Consider the following 16498-nt stretch of genomic DNA (forward strand, 5'->3'; position numbering starts at 1 on the left):
GGGATGGAGCGTTATATTCAAATGTCGGATGGACATTTTGTCTTTACTCGAACATTGGAGCCCACAACGCCATGTATTGGTCATATTCACATTTTGCATGGTATGGCAGAGCACAGTGGTCGCTATTTAACATTTGCTAAAACACTCAATGCGGCAGGCTATGCTGTGACGATGCACGATCATCGTGGTCATGGTGAAACGGCGGCCTATAATGGCACGTTAGGTTTTTTTGCTGAAAAGAACGGCTTTGAGCGTGTGGTAGAAGATGCCCATGAAGTGGTCACGCAATTACATGCACCTTATGCAAATGTACCATTCATTATTTTTGGTCATAGTATGGGGTCATTCATTACTAGACGATATATTCAACTGTATGGTGAACAAGTAGACAATGTTATTCTCTGTGGTACGGGAAATGTGACAGCCCTGCATACTGTTGGAAATATCGTAGCCAAGGTATTAGCTAAGGGGCTAGGGAAAGAAACTGAAAGTAAGCTGCTAAATCAATTGAGTTTTGGTAGCTTTAATAAACAGTTTCCAAATCCAAAGACGGCCTATGACTGGCTATGTTCTGTCCAACAAGAGGTGCAGAAGTATATAGATGACCCATATTGTGGCTTTATTCCAACCAATCAATTTTTTGTCGATTTAACAACGGGCTTTGCAACACTTAATCGTAAAAAAGAATTAGCAAAAATAAGAAAAAATCTTCCTATTCTCTTGATAAGCGGAAGTAAAGACCCGGTTGGCGAACAGGGGCTGGGCGTTTACACAGTTGCTGAACAATTGGCAACAGTAGGAGTAAAAGATGTAACGGTTTATTTATTTGAGGACAAACGGCATGAAATTTTAAATGAAGACAACCAAGAAGCGGTCTTTCAAGTATTATTACGGTGGTTAGAAAAATATGATAGAAACTAAATTACAGCAGGCAGAGGTCGTAGCGATTGTAGGACCAACTGCCTCTGGTAAAACAGCTTTAAGCATTGAACTGGCGAAAAAATATAACGGTGAAGTCATTAATGGCGACTCCATGCAAATTTATAAAGGACTCGATATTGGGACTGCTAAAATTAAGGAAGAAGAGATGGAGGGCGTACCACACCATCTACTCAGTTTTTTAGAGCCGACAGAATCTTTTTCAGTAGCGGATTATCAAAAATTAGTCCGAGCAAAAATTGCAGAAATCCAATCTCGACAAAAATTACCCATTATAGTAGGTGGCTCAGGCTTATATGTACAAGCGGTCCTCTATGATTTCCAATTTACTGATGAGAAAGTTGATGAGGAAGCACGAAAAGCCTACTATGATGAATTAGCAAAGCTTGGCCCTGAGGCAATGCATGATAAATTAAAACAACTAGACCCTCAAACAGCGGAGACGATTCATCCAAACAATACGCGTCGTGTCATTCGTGCATTAGAAATGCTGGAATTAAGCGGTGTATCCAAAGCAGCTGAAGCACAAAACCGAGGGGAAGTACCTCTTTATAAGCATGTCATTTTGGGGTTAGGTCAAAATATGACCCGTGAAGTGCTTTATGACCGCATTAACCGTCGTGTTGATTTAATGATGGACAATGGCCTTTTAGAAGAAGTCAAAGGTTTATGGCAGCAAAATATTCGAAATGTGCAGTCCATACAAGCAATTGGCTATAAGGAATTGTATGATTATTTGGATGGCAAATGTACCCTCGAAGAAGCTATTGATAGCTTAAAACAAAATTCACGCCGCTATGCAAAAAGACAACTTACCTATTTTCGCAATAAAATGGATGTCCATTTTATTACGACGGATGAACAATTATAATAATTAAGAAAAATTTCTAAAAATTACTAATTGATAAATTGGTAGAACATGCTACTATAGGAGTGAAGAGGTAGAAAGTTAGTGGGGAGGCTATTTGATGAAATCAATCAACTTGCAAGATACGTTCTTGAACCAACTACGTAAAAACAGTGTTTTTGTAACTGTATTTCTGTTAAATGGATTTCAGTTAAAAGGGACTGTGAAATCATATGACAATTTTACAGTTTTATTAATGGATGCTGAAAATAAGCAGCACCTAATCTACAAGCACGCCATTTCTACATTCGTTCCAGCAAAACAAATAGAGTTTTTAGAGACAGAAGGATAAAAAATTGTTAAACAGCTTGTGTTCACCACACTGGCTGTTTTTTTTGTTACAAGCTATAATGTAAGTGGAATTTGAAATTTTGGAGGAAAAAAGTTCATGAAATCAATGGAAACAACACAATTACTAGAACGATTAGATGCAAATGAGGACCTATATATTATTGATGTACGTGAAGAGGATGAAGTAGCACACGGCATGATTCCTGGTGCCAAGCACATTGCCCTTGGGACAATCCCGGAACGTTTAGAGGAATTAGACGTAGAAAAGCCATATATTGTTGTTTGTAAGGCTGGTGCTCGTTCTGCTAATGCATGTGCTTATTTAGAAGCGCAAGGATTTGATGTAACAAATCTTGAAGGCGGCATGCTAGCTTACGATGGAGAATTAGAATTTAAATAAATGACATAATGAAAAATAAAACCATCCATAGCATTTTTGTGAAGGGTGAAAATGGATTTCCGTTGCAGGCTACTTGCTTTCCTGGTAGCGAGCGCCGAGCCGCTTCCTCTGCTACCGCTCCGTTTAGAGGCTCGCCTGTCTCACTATCCCACGGGAGTCAAGTAGCCTTCCATTCCAATGCATAAAAATGGTACCTTTTTAGCAAAGGTGTTCACTACTCTTTATGGAGGGGTGTTGTTACTTACCACTTCTTCACATTGAAAATAAAGGGCTATCCTTTCTCTCATCAGACAAATAATGGGCTATTTTGTTCACTACGGTTCGTATGAAAGAGAAGGAAAAGCCACTTTTACATATGGTTGATTGGAGTGGAGCCAGTGTCACTCCTAGGGGATTTAGCGTCACAGAGGGGACCTTGGAGCGAACGCAGTGAGTGAAGCGGCTCATCATCGGACGCCCCCTGAAAGGACGCTGGTGGAACGGAAATCAACCTCTCGCTTTTCAAAGTGGCTGTTTCTATCATTGACATCACCTTTTTTATATACTTATTTTCGGAGTGTGTTCATGATGAGGCTGAAATTTTTTTCAAAGTTAATATACGGATTCACATTTTTTTGCCCACGAACCTTTAAAGCATAACTGGAAAAATTTAAACCAGCACCATATATTTGTAAAGTACCATTCGCAAGATCCCCCTTTTGAAGAAGTTCAAGACCATCTTTTAAGAAATTTTCACTCTCATCGAAGTGACATTCCGTCATGTATTTATCCCCGCTATAATATAACTTCAAATTTTCGATGATTATATTCGCTGTTTCGTTACTTATACTAGCATCGACATTCATTAATAACTGATTGATTGGTTTCACTAACTGAGCGTAGTGACTATCATAATTTTCACAAGTCTCCGCAATAGCATTTCTCAATTCTCTTGCATTCATCCTAACTCCTCCTCAAAGAAAATTTATGACTTACCTTATATTGTACATACTCATAATAGTATGAAGGGATTAGTGACCCCTTTCTTTATAAAACTTACTCTTTAATTTTCAGAAATATGTTACAATTATGTAGGTGAAGGAGGGATTTTGTATGTTTTGTTCAATAGCACCCCCAACAATGTCTTTACAGTAGAATCTACTGTTTAGGCATACAATAACAGTTTGCTCATTTTCAATAGATTCTACTGTATAGGTTAATACTTTATACGTAGAAAGTAGGTATTTGTAATGAGCGGAAAATTAGCATTTGTATTATCCATGATTATTTTTGGAGCAGTTGGTGTTTTTGCCAAGTATATTCCGTTATCTTCAAGTGAAATCGCTTTTTGGATGAGTTTAATAGGTGCTTGTTTTTTAGTAGTGATTTTTATTTATAAAAAGAAAAGTTTTTCGAAATTAGAGATTATAAAAAATAAGTGGAAATTAATACTTTCTAGTATCGCCTTGTGTGGGAACTGGATTTTTTTATTTCAGGCTTATAAAGCAACAACGATTGCCAATGCTGCATTGAGTTATTATTTTGCACCAGTACTCGTTATCTGTTTATCTCCAATTATTTTAAAAGAGAAGCTAGTTGGCAGAAAAATAATGTATGTCTGTGTGGCCCTTATCGGACTATATTTGATTGTCCAAAGTCAAGGCACTGGGGACAGTGAGCATTTTATAGGCATTGTCTACGGTCTTATCGCGGCATGCTTTTACACAGCGCTAACATTGACAAATAAATTTATATGTGGCTTAAAGGAACCAGAAAATACAATGATTCAACTTTCTTTAGCAGCATTTTTCCTTAGCTTCTATCTACTTGGAACTACAGGATTTCAGGTCATGAAAATCAGTTTTGAATCAGTCCTATTCTTAATTACATTAGGCCTTGTCCATGCAGGGGTTGGATTTTTATTGTTCTTTTTAGGCATGTCACAGTTAAAAGGACAAAGTATAGCCATTCTTAGCTATATTGATCCACTGACATCATTAGTAATTTCCACGATGATTATAGGAGAAAAAATGGCGCTTCTACAAATAATAGGAGCGGTCCTATTATTAGGCTCAACATTGCTAAGCGAAATAGAAAAAGAATAGGTAACCGAAGAAATGGTACAAGGCGAGTATTCTAATATTGACAGAAAAAATACGCTGTCGTAGATTATAAATAGTTTAATAAAAGCATTAGGTGCCCAATAGGGAGAATAGGGAATAAAGTGAAAAACTTTAGCGGACCCGCCACTGTATAAGGGAGTGTCATCGTAAATGCCACTAGCGAATCGCTGGGAAGGCACGATGATATGTTGAGCTTGAGCCAGGAGACCTGCCTACTTGCTTCGGAAGTATATAGATGATGGAAAAGTCTGTAGTTTATTTGTCATGACAATAAACTACAGACTTTTTATTTTGTCTTCATGTAGAACGAGAGGAGAAACAATAATGCAATTATTACAAGACACAATTCAAAATATCCAAGGGGCTGATATGAATAGTATGGACCAAGCTAGAAAGCGAATTGATGCGCTTTGTAAGCCCCCAGGTAGCTTGGGTAAACTAGAATCACTTGCCGTACAGCTTTCAGGCATAACAGGACAATTATATCCAATGGTCGATAAAAAAGTGATGATTGTCTGTGCAGCAGATCATGGCGTTTGTGAGGAAGGCATAACAACGAATCCACAAGATGTTACGGTCTTTCAAACATTAAATTTTCCTAAGGGAGGTACAGGCGTTTGTGCGATTGCGGGCATTACCAATGCAAAGGTAGTAACAGTAGATGTTGGGGTAAAAGAAGATATTCCGCTTGATGCAGGTGTTATCATTCATAAAATTAAACATGGCACAGATAACATGGCACAGGGCCCTGCTATGTCAAGAGAAGAGGCTATTCAATCCATTGAAGTGGGGATTCATGTGGCAACAGATGAAATCACAAAAGGAGCCAACCTACTTGGAACAGGTGAAATGGGCATTGGTAATACAACGCCGAGCACTGCCATATTAGCTGCTTTGACTGGCTATGACCCTATTGAAATAACAGGGTTTGGCGCAGGAGTTGGTCAAGGAGGGATTGCTCATAAAGCAGCAGTAATTGAAAAAGCAATTACTCTCAACAACCCTAATCCTAACGATATCATTGATGTTCTAGCTAAAGTTGGAGGGCTAGAGATAGGGGCTATGGCTGGTATCATGCTGGCTGCCGCAAGTCACCGAAAACCTGTTATTATTGATGGTTTTATTTCGACTATTGCTGCGCTTATTGCTTATCAAATTGAACCGAAAGTAAAAGACTTTATCATACCTTCCCATGCTTCAGAGGAACCAGGGGCTAAAATTGCCGCATCATTACTTGGTGTAGAGCCAATGCTGCATATGAACATGCGATTAGGCGAAGGCTCTGGTGCTGCTCTAGCTTTTCCTCTTTTAGATGCTGCTTGTTCTATGATGAAAAATATGGTGACATTAGAAGAAGCCATGAATCTTTTGGCTAAATAGTTACTGAATAACAAATAAGCGCAAAGAGTTCATTAACTATTTGCGCTTATTCATTTTTTTATCAATTACAGTATCTATGCCCGATTCAACCTTCGCAAAGGCAAACGCCACTTCATCATATAGGAAAGAATGCGTAATGCTGTAATCACTGCAAATAATACATAAAGGAAAATGTCTCCAGTCAAAACTTCAAATCCGATAACAAGCCCTGCGAGAGCAGCCCAAACACCATAGACTTCATCACGGAGAACTAGCGGCTTCCGTCTAGCTAATAAATCTCGCACAATACCACCACCTGAACCTGTTAAAACAGCAGCTACAACGACTGCGCTAATTGGCATATCTAGCTTCACTGCATAGAGTGCACCTTGAATAGCGAATGCGGATAAGCCAATGGCATCTGTGAAGTTGCCCCAACGATGCCAATGCTGAATCAGATGATGCGGGAAGATAAAAAATATCGTAATCGCAGCTAGTGCAATTTGAAACATCATATCCTGTCCCCATAAGGTTGTGACAGGCAGTCCGATGAGTAAATTTCGAATAGCTCCTCCACCAAAAGCAGTGACAATACCGAGTATATATACACCGAATAAATCGTATTCTTCTTCCATGGCAATGATTGCCCCAGAAATAGCAAAGGCAATTGTTCCAATAATACTAAAAACCTCCCAAGCCATCCCTTTCACCCCTTCTATCAATAAATGAACTTCTTTTTTAAAAGTTAAAAGACTTTTTTTGACGTAACAGAATCTATGAATTTAATAGCCAAAATCAGTCATTACATACGCTTCTTGAAGTAAGTCCGCACATTAGCTTAGCGTAAAATTCGCTTAGAAACAATAGGCAAGTTTTGCAGGGGTTCATACAAATTGATAAGATGTTATTGAAATAAAGAAAAACATTCGTCAAAAGCGTTGATATACCAGTAGTTATTTAGGGAATTCTAGAATGAGTGAAGTCAATTTAGAGAGTCGATAGATCTTACTGATTGAAATGCGGGACAATTGTGAAATGGAGAAGAAAAGAATGACGTTTACATCTAATTTATCAGCACAAACGCTATCCTTAGCGTCAAAAATAGAGGAGCAAGTTCGACCCTATCATGCAAAGGTAGAAGAAATGGCGTTTTATAATCAACAGAAGGTGCTAGCAGCATTTCGCAAGCATCAAGTAAGTGACTATCATTTACATCCATCCAATGGCTATGGCTATGACGATGAGGGACGCGATAATTTAGAGCGTGTTTATGCGGAAGTTTTTGGGGCGGAGGCTGCCATTGTACGACCACAAATTATTTCAGGAACACATGCAATCACGCTTAGTCTATTCGGTGTCCTTCGTCCTGGTGATGAGCTGCTTTATATTTCTGGTCAGCCATATGACACATTGCAATCCATTGTCGATGGTGGTAACAAAGATACCGGTTCACTGAAAGATTATAAAATAGGCTATCGACATGTGGATTTAGTGGAAAATAAAGCAATTGATTGGGTAGGTGTAGAAGCAGCCATTACTACGCAAACAAAAATGATTGCCATTCAACGTTCGAAAGGCTATGCGACACGTCCATCCTTTACGATTGCAGAAATTGCTGATATGTGCGCAAAGGTGCGCAAATTAGCCCCACATGCCGTTATTTTTGTAGATAACTGCTATGGTGAGTTCGTAGAGGCGAAGGAACCAACAGAGGTTGGTGCTGATTTAATGGCAGGCTCACTCATTAAAAACCCTGGTGGAGGATTGGCGAAAATTGGTGGCTATATTGCTGGCCGTGCAGATTTAGTAGAGAAATGTGCGTATCGTATGACATCTCCAGGTATTGGGGCAGAGGCAGGGGCAACATTAAATACATTAGGAGATTTTTATCAAGGATTTTTCCTAGCCCCACATGTCGTATCACAAGCCTTAAAAGGTGCGATCTTTACAGCAGCTATGCTGGAGGAAATCGGAATGAGCACTTCTCCAAGCTATGATGCAAATCGTACGGATTTAATCCAATCCGTTTCCTTCCAAACTGCACAGCAGATGATTGCCTTCTGTCGTGAAATACAAGCCAATTCTCCAATAAATGCCCATTATGCTCCAGAACCAGCTTATATGCCTGGTTATGAAGATGATGTCATTATGGCTGCGGGAACATTTATTCAAGGCTCCAGCATTGAGCTGACAGCAGATGGTCCAATCCGTCCACCATATACAGCCTTTATCCAGGGTGGACTAACATATGAACATGTTAAATTTGCTATTTGTAGTGCTGTTCAAGCCATTCAAAAAAAGTAATATGAAAATAAATAAACCTTAAATTTGAATAGTTTTTTACAATTTTCTATCGGATTGAAAAAAATAACGCCTTACATGTTAGGAAACCTCACATGGTTGGTTGACAGTGAAAAAATTTCGTTATATGATAAGCGGGTATTGGAGGAGGACTTAAATGAGTCGTGAAATTAGACGAACTATGCCGTTATTATCAATGAGTATTGTGATGCAATTAACTGAACTCTCGGCACGACAAATTCGTTATTATGAAGAACACCATTTAATTGAGCCGCACCGAACAGAAGGCAATCGTCGAATGTTTTCATTAAATGACGTCGACACATTGCTTGAAATTAAAGACTACTTAGAGCAGGGTATGAATATGGCGAAGATTAAAAAATTATTTGCTAAAAAGAAAGATCCTGTTGCTACAGATGAACAAGATTTAAGTGATTCAGAATTACGCCAAATCATGCGCGAAGAAATGCGTCAAGCTCAGCGCATGCAAAAATCATCCATCCGACGAGGGGATTTATCTCGATTCTATTAATAAATAGGGTAGGGTAAACATAAAAGCTAGACAAATTATAGGAGTGTGGAAAACTGTGGGTAAATACACAAAAGAGGACATTAAACGTCTCATCGAAGAAAAAAACGTAAGCTTTATTCGTTTACAATTTACAGATATTCTTGGCACAATCAAAAATGTTGAGATTCCTGTAAGTCAATTAGACAAAGCATTAGAAAACAAAATGATGTTTGATGGCTCATCTATTGAAGGTTTCGTTCGAATCGAAGAATCTGATATGTATTTATATCCTGATCTTGATACTTTCGTAGTATTCCCTTGGACTTCTGAAAAAGGGAAAGTGGCACGTCTCATTTGTGACGTATACACTGCGAAAGGCGAACCATTTGCTGGTGACCCACGTAATAACCTAAAACGTATTCTTAAAAAAATGGAAGATATGGGCTTCTCAAGCTTCAATTTAGGGCCTGAGCCAGAATTCTTCTTATTCAAATTAGATGCAAAAGGCGAACCAACGTTAGAAGTAAATGACCATGGTGGTTACTTCGACTTAGCTCCAACAGATCTTGGTGAAAACTGCCGCCGTGATATCGTATTAGAGCTAGAAGAAATGGGCTTTGAAATTGAAGCATCTCACCATGAAGTAGCTCCAGGACAACACGAAATTGACTTTAAATATGCCGATGCTGTTACAGCTTGTGATAACATTCAAACTTTCAAATTAGTTGTTAAAACAATTGCACGTAAACATGGCTTGCACGCTACATTTATGCCAAAACCATTATTTGGTGAAGCAGGCTCTGGTATGCACTTTAACGTGTCACTATTTAAAGGTAAGGAAAATGCATTCTATGATGAAGCTACAGAATTAGGTCTTTCTGAAACAGCTATGCAATTCATGGCGGGTGTTCTTGCACATGTACAAGGTTTCACAGCTGTAACAAATCCAACAGTAAACTCTTATAAACGTCTAGTACCTGGTTATGAAGCACCATGTTATGTAGCATGGTCTGCGCAAAACCGTTCACCACTAATTCGTATCCCATCAGCACGTGGACTTTCAACTCGTGTAGAAGTACGTTCTGTGGACCCTTCAGCAAACCCATATTTAGCAATGGCTGTTATTTTAGAGGCAGGTCTTGAAGGTATTCGTCAAAACTTAACGCCACCAGCAGCTATTAATCGCAATATCTATGTGATGTCGGAAGAAGAGCGTCAAGCTAATGGTATTGAAAACTTACCAGCAGCACTTGATGATGCTTTAACATTACTTGCTAAAGATAAAGTAGCGCAAGCAGCTTTAGGTGAGCATATTTACGCAAACTTTAAAGAAGCAAAAGAAATCGAGTTCGATATGTACCGTACAACCGTTCATCAATGGGAACGCGATCAATATTTAAAAATGTACTAAGAATTAATAAAAATATAAAAAAACGAGTGCCTCTTCACTTGGAAGGTACTCGTTTTTTTGTCTATAGTTCCAGAGCATGATAGGGCAGCATGGCACCCCATCGTTATTGTTAACGGCCCATATGTTTACGATGGTGTGGCATATGACAAGGGTTAGGTGGCATACCGCACATTGTATGTGTTTCACAGCATTCATTAACAACAGACTCTGTGCATGGGAAATAGTATTGATGATCAATCATATGTTTATTTACTGTTGTGACATGTGCTGGTTGTACATGTGGAACAACCGTATGGATATAATTTGTGCGAACATATTGCTCTGGTGGTAAAAATTGTGGTGGATCAAATTGCGTTGGCATTGTTTGTGGCGGACAGCAGTGTGGACCTTTTGCCGGATGGCGTCTTCGTTGAAACATGTTATTACCTCCTGTTTTGATAAGTTGTAGTTCATTATTAAGATATGAGATATACGTCGATAGGGTCTATTTATTTGCCTATTATTGAATAGGTAAATCTAACAAGTCGCTGAAATGGTAGAAAATCTATAGCTGGTTAGATACATATTGGGTGAAAGAAGCAGCTACTGAAAGCCTCTCCCAACATCAAAATGACATTGCTTAGAGCTATTGTTTTAAATAAATGCCATGAATTTTAGTCAATTATCTATTACACCTCAGCATCATTGCGACGAAATTTTCATAATAAATACAAAAATCCTACACCTTCTAAACTATATGGGAGGGAGCTGTAGGCTAATCAAGATAAAAAATTATTAAAAAAGTATGTTTTTTGAAAAAAAAGATATTGTCAATAAAACGGTCGTACAGTATACTCTTTAATTGATAATGAATATCATTATTGATTATATTTTAGGAGGAAATGTATGTCGAAATTATCACTACGCAATAAAAATGTTTCTATTCTTTTTGCGCTATTCTTAACATTCTCACTTTTATTGGTGGGATGTGGAGATAAAGCATCGAACGGTAGTAGTTCACAAGAAAATGACAAAGCAGAAGAAAGTAACACAGAAGAATCTTCTAGCCGTGAGATTACACATGCTATGGGCACTACCACAATTGAAGGTACACCTACAAAAATCGTTACGCTATACCAAGGGGCTACAGATGTAGCAGTAGCGATGGGCATTAAGCCAGTGGGGGCAGTAGAATCTTGGGCTGAAGCACCTTTTTATAATTATTTGAAAAAAGATTTAGATGGCGTTGCGATTGTTGGACAAGAAACGCAACCTAATCTTGAAGAAATTGCAAAACTTAAACCAGATTTAATCATTGCATCGAAAGTGCGTCATGAGGAAATTTATGATCAGTTATCACAAATTGCACCGACTGTTGCTCATGAAACGGTTTTTGATTTCAAGGGAACAGCTGAAATGATGGGTCAAGCAATGGATCAGGAAGAAAAGGTGAAAGAGTTACTAGGAGATTGGGATACGCGAGTTGCTGATTTCCAAACAAAAATTCAAGAGAAGCTTGGCGATAAATGGCCATTCCATGTTTCAGTTGTTAACTTCAGAGCAGACCATGCACGTATTTATGTAACAGGATATGCAGGTTCTATATTGTCAGAGCTTGGCTTCCAAGGTCCTAAAAATTTAACAGATGACTCATTGGAAATCGTGAAGCTAACGGATAAAGAAAGTATTACACAAATGAATGCCGATGTTATTTATATGTTTATGGAAAATGATGACGCAGTCAAGAAAAATTATGAAGAGTGGACAAAACATCCGCTATGGAAAGAGCTTGATGCTGTGAAGGCAAATCAAGTTTATCAAGTAGATGAAATTAATTGGAATCTAGCTGGTGGACTTATTAGTGCTAATTTAATGCTAGACGATATTTATGACAAGTTTGAATTAGAAAAATAGTAAAAGAGACTAGGGCTGTTGAAAGTGTTATAGAATACTTGAATGACAGCCCTCTCATTATAGGGATTGGACATATTAGAAACCTACAATCCCTTTCATAAGATAAATTGTGGATCAAGAAAGTTGGCGTAAAATGAGAATTATTCTTTCCAGTACCTCGATGAAACAAGTAGGCTTATTCATCAGTTGTTTGATCCTTTTGCTGGCATTTTTAATCAGCATAGCTATTGGTCAAACGTCCATACCCTTCTCGTCAATCTATGATGCCATTTTTCATTTTGATGCTGCTAATAAGGAGCATGTTATTATTCGGACATCGAGATTTACAAGAGCTGTGATCGCTACAGTAGTTGGCGCAAGTCTTGCCATCGCGGGAGCATTAATGCGGGCATTAACAAGAAATCCTTTAGCAGCTCCTGATATTTTAGGGATTAATGCAGGGGCGATATTTTTTATTGTTAGTGCCATTACTCTTTTTTCCATCAATTCTTTAATGAGCTATATGTGGATTGCCTTTTTAGGTGCAGGTGCTGCGGGAGCTATGGTATTTTTCCTAGGGTCATTAGGAAGAGATGGTTTAACACCGATTAAAATAGTATTAGCTGGTGCAGCGATTACAGCTCTATTTGTCTCGTTTACGCAAGGGCTTTTAGTGATTGATGAACAAGGCTTACAAAGTGTTCTTTTTTGGTTAGCGGGATCTGTATCAGGTCGTAGCATTGACATGCTTATACCAGTTTTACCGTTTATTTTAGTGGTCACAGTTGTGGCAATAGGTATGGGTCGTTCTATAAATATTTTACAATCAGGTGATGATATTGCAAAAGGCTTAGGACAACGAACTATGATTACGAAAATCACACTCGGTCTCATTATTATCATTCTTGCAGGTAGTTCAGTTGCTGTAGCAGGTTCAATTGGCTTTATTGGTTTGATTGTCCCTCATATTGTGATTCAGCTTGTTGGTACGGATTATCGTTGGATTATTCCGTACAGTGCAGTATTAGGAGCAATATTGCTGCTGTTAGCTGATATGGCTGCGAGATATGTGATCATGCCATTAGAAATGCCAATTGGTGTAATGACTGCCTTTATCGGAGCTCCTTTCTTTATTTATATTGCACGAAAGGGGTTAGCGAAAAATGTCTAATTATAGGACAGTTCGAACGAAATCTGAACGTATATCTTTTCAAATAGCCAAAAGAACTAGTTGGATTTTACTGTTATTAAGCTTATTATTAGTCATCATAACAGTCCTTGGTTTATCTGCAGGTAGTGAATTTATCCATCCTATCACAGTGGTGAGGGAATTATTGGGCTATGGTAATGGAGAGTACGATTTTGTCTTACATACATTAAGGCTCCCACGTGTATTGATGGCATTATTAGTTGGTGCAGCGCTAGGAGTTGCTGGTTTAATTTTACAAGGGATTATCCGTAATCCACTTGCTGCTCCAGATATTATCGGTGTAACGAGTGGTGCATCCATGGGGGCGATTATTTTTATCGTGTACTTTATGGGGTCAGTCAGCATTCAATTTTTACCGTTAGCTGCTATTTTAGGTGCTGGCATTGTTTCCTTTATCATTTACCTACTGTCATGGAGAAAAGGCGTCACACCTATTCGTATGGTGCTTATTGGTATTGGGATTTCAGCCTTAGCAAAGGCCGTTGTGACGATGCTGCTTGTGATCAGTAATGTAGCTGCAACAACGAAGGCCTATTTATGGCTGACAGGTAGTTTGTATGGGGCTAATATGCAGGATGTCTATTTGCTTTTACCATGGGTTGCTCTGTTATTGCCACTAACGTTTATTTTGGCAAGAACAGTAAATGTGAAGGAATTAGGAGATGAAATTGCGATAGGGCTAGGGGTAAAGGTTCAAGTGTACCGTTTACTTTTTTTACTCATTAGTGTGATGCTAGCTGGCTCTGCGGTTGCATTTGCTGGTGGAATTGCCTTTGTTGGATTAGTAGCCCCTCATATGAGTAGAATGCTTGTAGGGCGTTCCTTTGCTGGATTGATACCTGTGACTGCTATAATCGGTGGGATGATTGTTATCGTAGCCGACATCGTAGCACGCACTGCTTTTTTACCAAAGGATTTACCAACAGGTGTCTTTACGGCTGCAATTGGGGCACCATTCTTTATTTATTTACTATTTAGAACGCGCAATCAATAAAGCTACAGGAAATAACAGTTAAAAGCGTGAGAAGAAGGTGACGGGATTTTGAAAAATGTTTTAGAAGCACAAGATTTACATGTAAGTTATGGTGAAAATCTTATTTTGGAGGATTTGAATCTTCAAATACCAAAAGGGAAAATAACAGTACTAGTAGGTGCTAATGGTTGTGGAAAATCAACGCTACTACGAACGTTTGCACGATTACAAAAACCAAAGTCGGGTGAAATTTTCTTAGAAGATGATTCACTAGATACGATTTCAACGAAAGAGGTGGCTAAACGGTTAGCCATTCTCCCACAGGGACCTGTTGCGCCAGAAGGACTAACCGTTCAACAATTGGTAAAACAAGGTCGTTATCCACATCAGAGCTGGTTAAAGCAATGGTCTACTGAAGATGAAAAAATTGTGAACAATGCGCTTGAGGTAACACAGATGACAGAATTTGCAGATCGACCAGTAGATGCATTATCAGGTGGTCAGCGTCAACGTGTATGGATAGCCATGACATTGGCTCAAAAAACAGATCTTATCTTACTAGATGAACCTACGACTTATTTAGATATGGCCCATCAAGTAGAAATTTTAGATTTACTATTTGATTTAAATGAAAATGAAGGGCGTACAGTCGTGATGGTCTTACACGATTTAAACTTAGCCTGCCGCTATGCCCATCACATTGTAGCTGTGCGAAATAAACAGGTGTATGCGCAAGGTAAGCCAGAGGAAGTGGTAACACCTGAGCTTGTACAAGCTGTCTTTCGTATGGACTGTACGATTATGAGAGACCCTCTATTTGGTACGCCTTTATGTGTTCCGCATGGCAAGGGACGAACAGTTCAGGTGGAGAAATTAGAGGAGGTAGGGTCAGTTGAGCTTACAACTGTCAGCTGAAGAAAAAGCAGTACTATTACGTGATTATCGATTGACAATTGAGCCAGCGGTAGATGCTGCTTACGCTCTACTAGCCCAAAATTTATTAGACACTGAACAAGCTTTAGCCTATTTACAAAAAATAGCGCCTTTCTTTCATTCCACATCTACATTAGTTACAGCATCGTTATTTGCAAAGCGCTATAGCGTCTTAACAATGGCTTCAGCATTCTATGCTATGTCAAGATATGATAAGGGGCTATATGTTGGTATCGAGAATATTTGGGTGGAAGCAGAAGATCATGCGAAACCATGGCTTCCAAACATTCGCTTAATCGATGACTCAGTGTCAGTGCCAACACAAGATCGTGAAGCATGGCGTGATGAGGTTCTCCAAGGAATCTTTGCAGGTAATCTAGCGAAAGTGTGGCAGTCATTAACAAAAATAAGTAAAATCCCAAAAGCAATCTTATGGGAAAATACAGCTATTTATGTCAATTGGCTATATGAAACAAAAATAAGCGAAAGGGCCAGTGAGCAAGAAAAGGCTCGTATACAAGAAGACTATCACTATATTGTCAATCAAGCGCCAGGTTCTCTTTTTGGCGAAAGGAAAAATCCTTTGACAAATTATTGTGGTCCCAAAGTGACAATCAAGGAATCAGAGCAACCAATACGCTTGAGAAAAACATGTTGTTTCTATTATCACACCTCTGATGAAGCAAATGACTTTTGTATCTCTTGTCCCAAAATCAAAAGACTTGGCTAACCTCATGAAGCATTGACAATTCCACAAAGTGAATAAACAGTCGTGGGGTTTATTCACTTTCATGTTGGTGAAAAAAGATGATGTCAATAGCAGAAAAAGAACCTTTAGCAAGGCGAGCGAGTGATTTCCGTTCCGCCAGCGTCCTTTCCAGGGGGCGTCCGATGAGCCGCTTCACTCACTGCGTTTCGCTCTAGGGTCTTATCTGTGACGCTGGCTCCCCTCCAATCAACCATATGCAAAAGTGTCTTTTCCTCTATCTTTCATACTAGTCGAAGCGATCAAAATAGCCCATTATTTGTATAATTAAAGAATAGAGGTTCTTATTTTCATTGTAGAGAAGTGATGAATGACAACACCTCTTCATAAAGAGTAGTGAATACCCTTCACTTTATTTGAAGACCTTTGCTAAAAAGGTACCATTTTTATGGATTGGAGTGGAAAGCAAGTAGCCTGCAACGAAAATCCATTTTCACCTGTCACAAAAATGCTATGGATGGTTTTGTTTTTTAACACTATGCAAAGAGGCGGAAAAGTTATTATCTATTTTTGCTATTTTCGA

17 protein-coding genes and 1 riboswitch are annotated in these 16498 nt (G+C 38.8%); of the genes, 14 read left to right on the forward strand and 3 right to left on the reverse strand.

Annotated features, from left to right (window positions below):
• The first annotated feature begins 3 nt into the window (after positions 1–3).
• The 4 genes from NV349_RS05685 to NV349_RS05700 all read left to right on the forward strand — a co-directional run bounded on the left by NV349_RS05685 (position 4) and on the right by NV349_RS05700 (position 2537).
• Positions 4–921 carry an alpha/beta fold hydrolase gene (locus tag NV349_RS05685; protein WP_271912547.1) on the forward strand — a complete coding sequence of 306 codons (918 nt, stop codon included), beginning with the start codon at positions 4–6 and terminating at the stop codon, positions 919–921.
• Positions 908–1810, forward strand: coding sequence for a tRNA (adenosine(37)-N6)-dimethylallyltransferase MiaA (gene miaA, locus NV349_RS05690; protein WP_089932038.1), 903 nt, complete (start codon positions 908–910; stop codon positions 1808–1810). Before NV349_RS05685 ends, miaA begins: the two co-directional genes overlap by 14 nt.
• Before the next feature lie 97 nt (positions 1811–1907).
• Positions 1908–2138, forward strand: a complete 231-nt coding sequence (gene hfq / locus NV349_RS05695; protein ID WP_036124674.1) for an RNA chaperone Hfq — start codon at positions 1908–1910, stop codon at positions 2136–2138.
• Positions 2139–2234: 96 nt separating this feature from the next.
• Positions 2235–2537: a rhodanese-like domain-containing protein gene (locus tag NV349_RS05700; RefSeq protein ID WP_036124673.1), complete on the forward strand. Its 303-nt coding sequence runs from the start codon at positions 2235–2237 to the stop codon at positions 2535–2537.
• 545 nt (positions 2538–3082) lie between these two features.
• Here the strand turns inward: NV349_RS05700 and NV349_RS05705 are convergent.
• Positions 3083–3478: a hypothetical protein gene (locus tag NV349_RS05705; protein ID WP_089932040.1), complete on the reverse strand. Its 396-nt coding sequence runs from the start codon at positions 3476–3478 to the stop codon at positions 3083–3085.
• A 288-nt stretch (positions 3479–3766) separates the two neighbouring features.
• Here NV349_RS05705 and NV349_RS05710 point away from each other — a divergent pair, with 288 nt between their 5' ends.
• Positions 3767–4621, forward strand: coding sequence for a DMT family transporter (locus NV349_RS05710; RefSeq protein ID WP_036128184.1), 855 nt, complete (start codon positions 3767–3769; stop codon positions 4619–4621).
• Between the two features lie 72 nt (positions 4622–4693).
• Positions 4694–4869: riboswitch (cobalamin riboswitch) on the forward strand.
• Positions 4870–4963: 94 nt separating this feature from the next.
• A complete protein-coding gene (gene cobT / locus NV349_RS05715; protein WP_058843943.1) occupies positions 4964–6019 on the forward strand; it encodes a nicotinate-nucleotide--dimethylbenzimidazole phosphoribosyltransferase in 1056 nt (351 codons plus the stop codon).
• A gap of 74 nt (positions 6020–6093) precedes the next feature.
• Here the strand turns inward: cobT and NV349_RS05720 are convergent, their stop codons facing one another.
• Positions 6094–6699, reverse strand: a complete 606-nt coding sequence (locus tag NV349_RS05720; RefSeq protein WP_036128179.1) for a trimeric intracellular cation channel family protein — start codon at positions 6697–6699, stop codon at positions 6094–6096.
• Positions 6700–7048: 349 nt separating this feature from the next.
• Between NV349_RS05720 and NV349_RS05725 the strand changes: the two genes are divergently transcribed.
• From NV349_RS05725 to glnA, 3 genes are all read left to right on the forward strand, one after another.
• Positions 7049–8302, forward strand: a complete 1254-nt coding sequence (locus tag NV349_RS05725; RefSeq protein WP_036128177.1) for a methionine gamma-lyase family protein — start codon at positions 7049–7051, stop codon at positions 8300–8302.
• 154 nt (positions 8303–8456) lie between these two features.
• Positions 8457–8831: a MerR family transcriptional regulator gene (locus tag NV349_RS05730; protein WP_036128174.1), complete on the forward strand. Its 375-nt coding sequence runs from the start codon at positions 8457–8459 to the stop codon at positions 8829–8831.
• Between the two features lie 55 nt (positions 8832–8886).
• Positions 8887–10221: a type I glutamate--ammonia ligase gene (glnA, locus tag NV349_RS05735; RefSeq protein ID WP_036128172.1), complete on the forward strand. Its 1335-nt coding sequence runs from the start codon at positions 8887–8889 to the stop codon at positions 10219–10221.
• A gap of 109 nt (positions 10222–10330) precedes the next feature.
• On the opposite strand, the gene NV349_RS05740 is transcribed toward glnA, so the two are convergent.
• On the reverse strand, positions 10331–10639 hold the full coding sequence (locus NV349_RS05740; RefSeq protein WP_036128170.1) for a CotD family spore coat protein: 309 nt from the start codon (positions 10637–10639) through the stop codon (positions 10331–10333).
• A gap of 467 nt (positions 10640–11106) precedes the next feature.
• On the opposite strand from NV349_RS05740, the gene NV349_RS05745 reads away from it, so the two are divergent.
• From NV349_RS05745 to NV349_RS05765, 5 genes are all read left to right on the forward strand, one after another.
• Positions 11107–12114, forward strand: coding sequence for an ABC transporter substrate-binding protein (locus tag NV349_RS05745; RefSeq protein WP_036128169.1), 1008 nt, complete (start codon positions 11107–11109; stop codon positions 12112–12114).
• Between the two features lie 133 nt (positions 12115–12247).
• Positions 12248–13264: a FecCD family ABC transporter permease gene (locus NV349_RS05750; RefSeq protein WP_271912549.1), complete on the forward strand. Its 1017-nt coding sequence runs from the start codon at positions 12248–12250 to the stop codon at positions 13262–13264.
• Positions 13257–14297: a FecCD family ABC transporter permease gene (locus NV349_RS05755; protein WP_271912550.1), complete on the forward strand. Its 1041-nt coding sequence runs from the start codon at positions 13257–13259 to the stop codon at positions 14295–14297. The genes NV349_RS05750 and NV349_RS05755 overlap by 8 nt, the downstream gene beginning before the upstream one ends.
• Before the next feature lie 48 nt (positions 14298–14345).
• Positions 14346–15191: an ABC transporter ATP-binding protein gene (locus NV349_RS05760; RefSeq protein ID WP_058843946.1), complete on the forward strand. Its 846-nt coding sequence runs from the start codon at positions 14346–14348 to the stop codon at positions 15189–15191.
• Entirely contained in the window at positions 15169–15939 is a 771-nt protein-coding gene (locus tag NV349_RS05765) for an IucA/IucC family C-terminal-domain containing protein (RefSeq protein WP_271912552.1), read from the forward strand. Before NV349_RS05760 ends, NV349_RS05765 begins: the two co-directional genes overlap by 23 nt.
• The last annotated feature ends 559 nt before the right edge of the window (positions 15940–16498 follow it).

The organism is Lysinibacillus sp. OF-1, from assembly GCF_028356935.1.
Lineage (GTDB): Bacteria > Bacillota > Bacilli > Bacillales_A > Planococcaceae > Lysinibacillus > Lysinibacillus fusiformis_D.

Excerpts from the sequence above, each read along its gene's own strand:
- NV349_RS05745 (WP_036128169.1), top strand. The coding sequence starts at position 11,107 with ATGTCGAAATTATCACTACGCAATAAAAATGTTTCTATTCTTTTTGCG.
- hfq (WP_036124674.1), top strand. The coding sequence starts at position 1,908 with ATGAAATCAATCAACTTGCAAGATACGTTCTTGAACCAACTACGTAAA.
- NV349_RS05710 (WP_036128184.1), top strand. The coding sequence starts at position 3,767 with ATGAGCGGAAAATTAGCATTTGTATTATCCATGATTATTTTTGGAGCA.
- cobT (WP_058843943.1), top strand. The coding sequence starts at position 4,964 with ATGCAATTATTACAAGACACAATTCAAAATATCCAAGGGGCTGATATG.
- miaA (WP_089932038.1), top strand. The coding sequence starts at position 908 with ATGATAGAAACTAAATTACAGCAGGCAGAGGTCGTAGCGATTGTAGGA.
- NV349_RS05720 (WP_036128179.1), bottom strand. The coding sequence starts at position 6,699 with ATGGCTTGGGAGGTTTTTAGTATTATTGGAACAATTGCCTTTGCTATT.
- NV349_RS05740 (WP_036128170.1), bottom strand. The coding sequence starts at position 10,639 with ATGTTTCAACGAAGACGCCATCCGGCAAAAGGTCCACACTGCTGTCCG.
- NV349_RS05705 (WP_089932040.1), bottom strand. The coding sequence starts at position 3,478 with ATGAATGCAAGAGAATTGAGAAATGCTATTGCGGAGACTTGTGAAAAT.
- NV349_RS05750 (WP_271912549.1), top strand. The coding sequence starts at position 12,248 with ATGAGAATTATTCTTTCCAGTACCTCGATGAAACAAGTAGGCTTATTC.
- NV349_RS05725 (WP_036128177.1), top strand. The coding sequence starts at position 7,049 with ATGACGTTTACATCTAATTTATCAGCACAAACGCTATCCTTAGCGTCA.
- NV349_RS05730 (WP_036128174.1), top strand. The coding sequence starts at position 8,457 with ATGAGTCGTGAAATTAGACGAACTATGCCGTTATTATCAATGAGTATT.
- NV349_RS05700 (WP_036124673.1), top strand. The coding sequence starts at position 2,235 with ATGAAATCAATGGAAACAACACAATTACTAGAACGATTAGATGCAAAT.
- NV349_RS05755 (WP_271912550.1), top strand. The coding sequence starts at position 13,257 with ATGTCTAATTATAGGACAGTTCGAACGAAATCTGAACGTATATCTTTT.
- NV349_RS05685 (WP_271912547.1), top strand. The coding sequence starts at position 4 with ATGGAGCGTTATATTCAAATGTCGGATGGACATTTTGTCTTTACTCGA.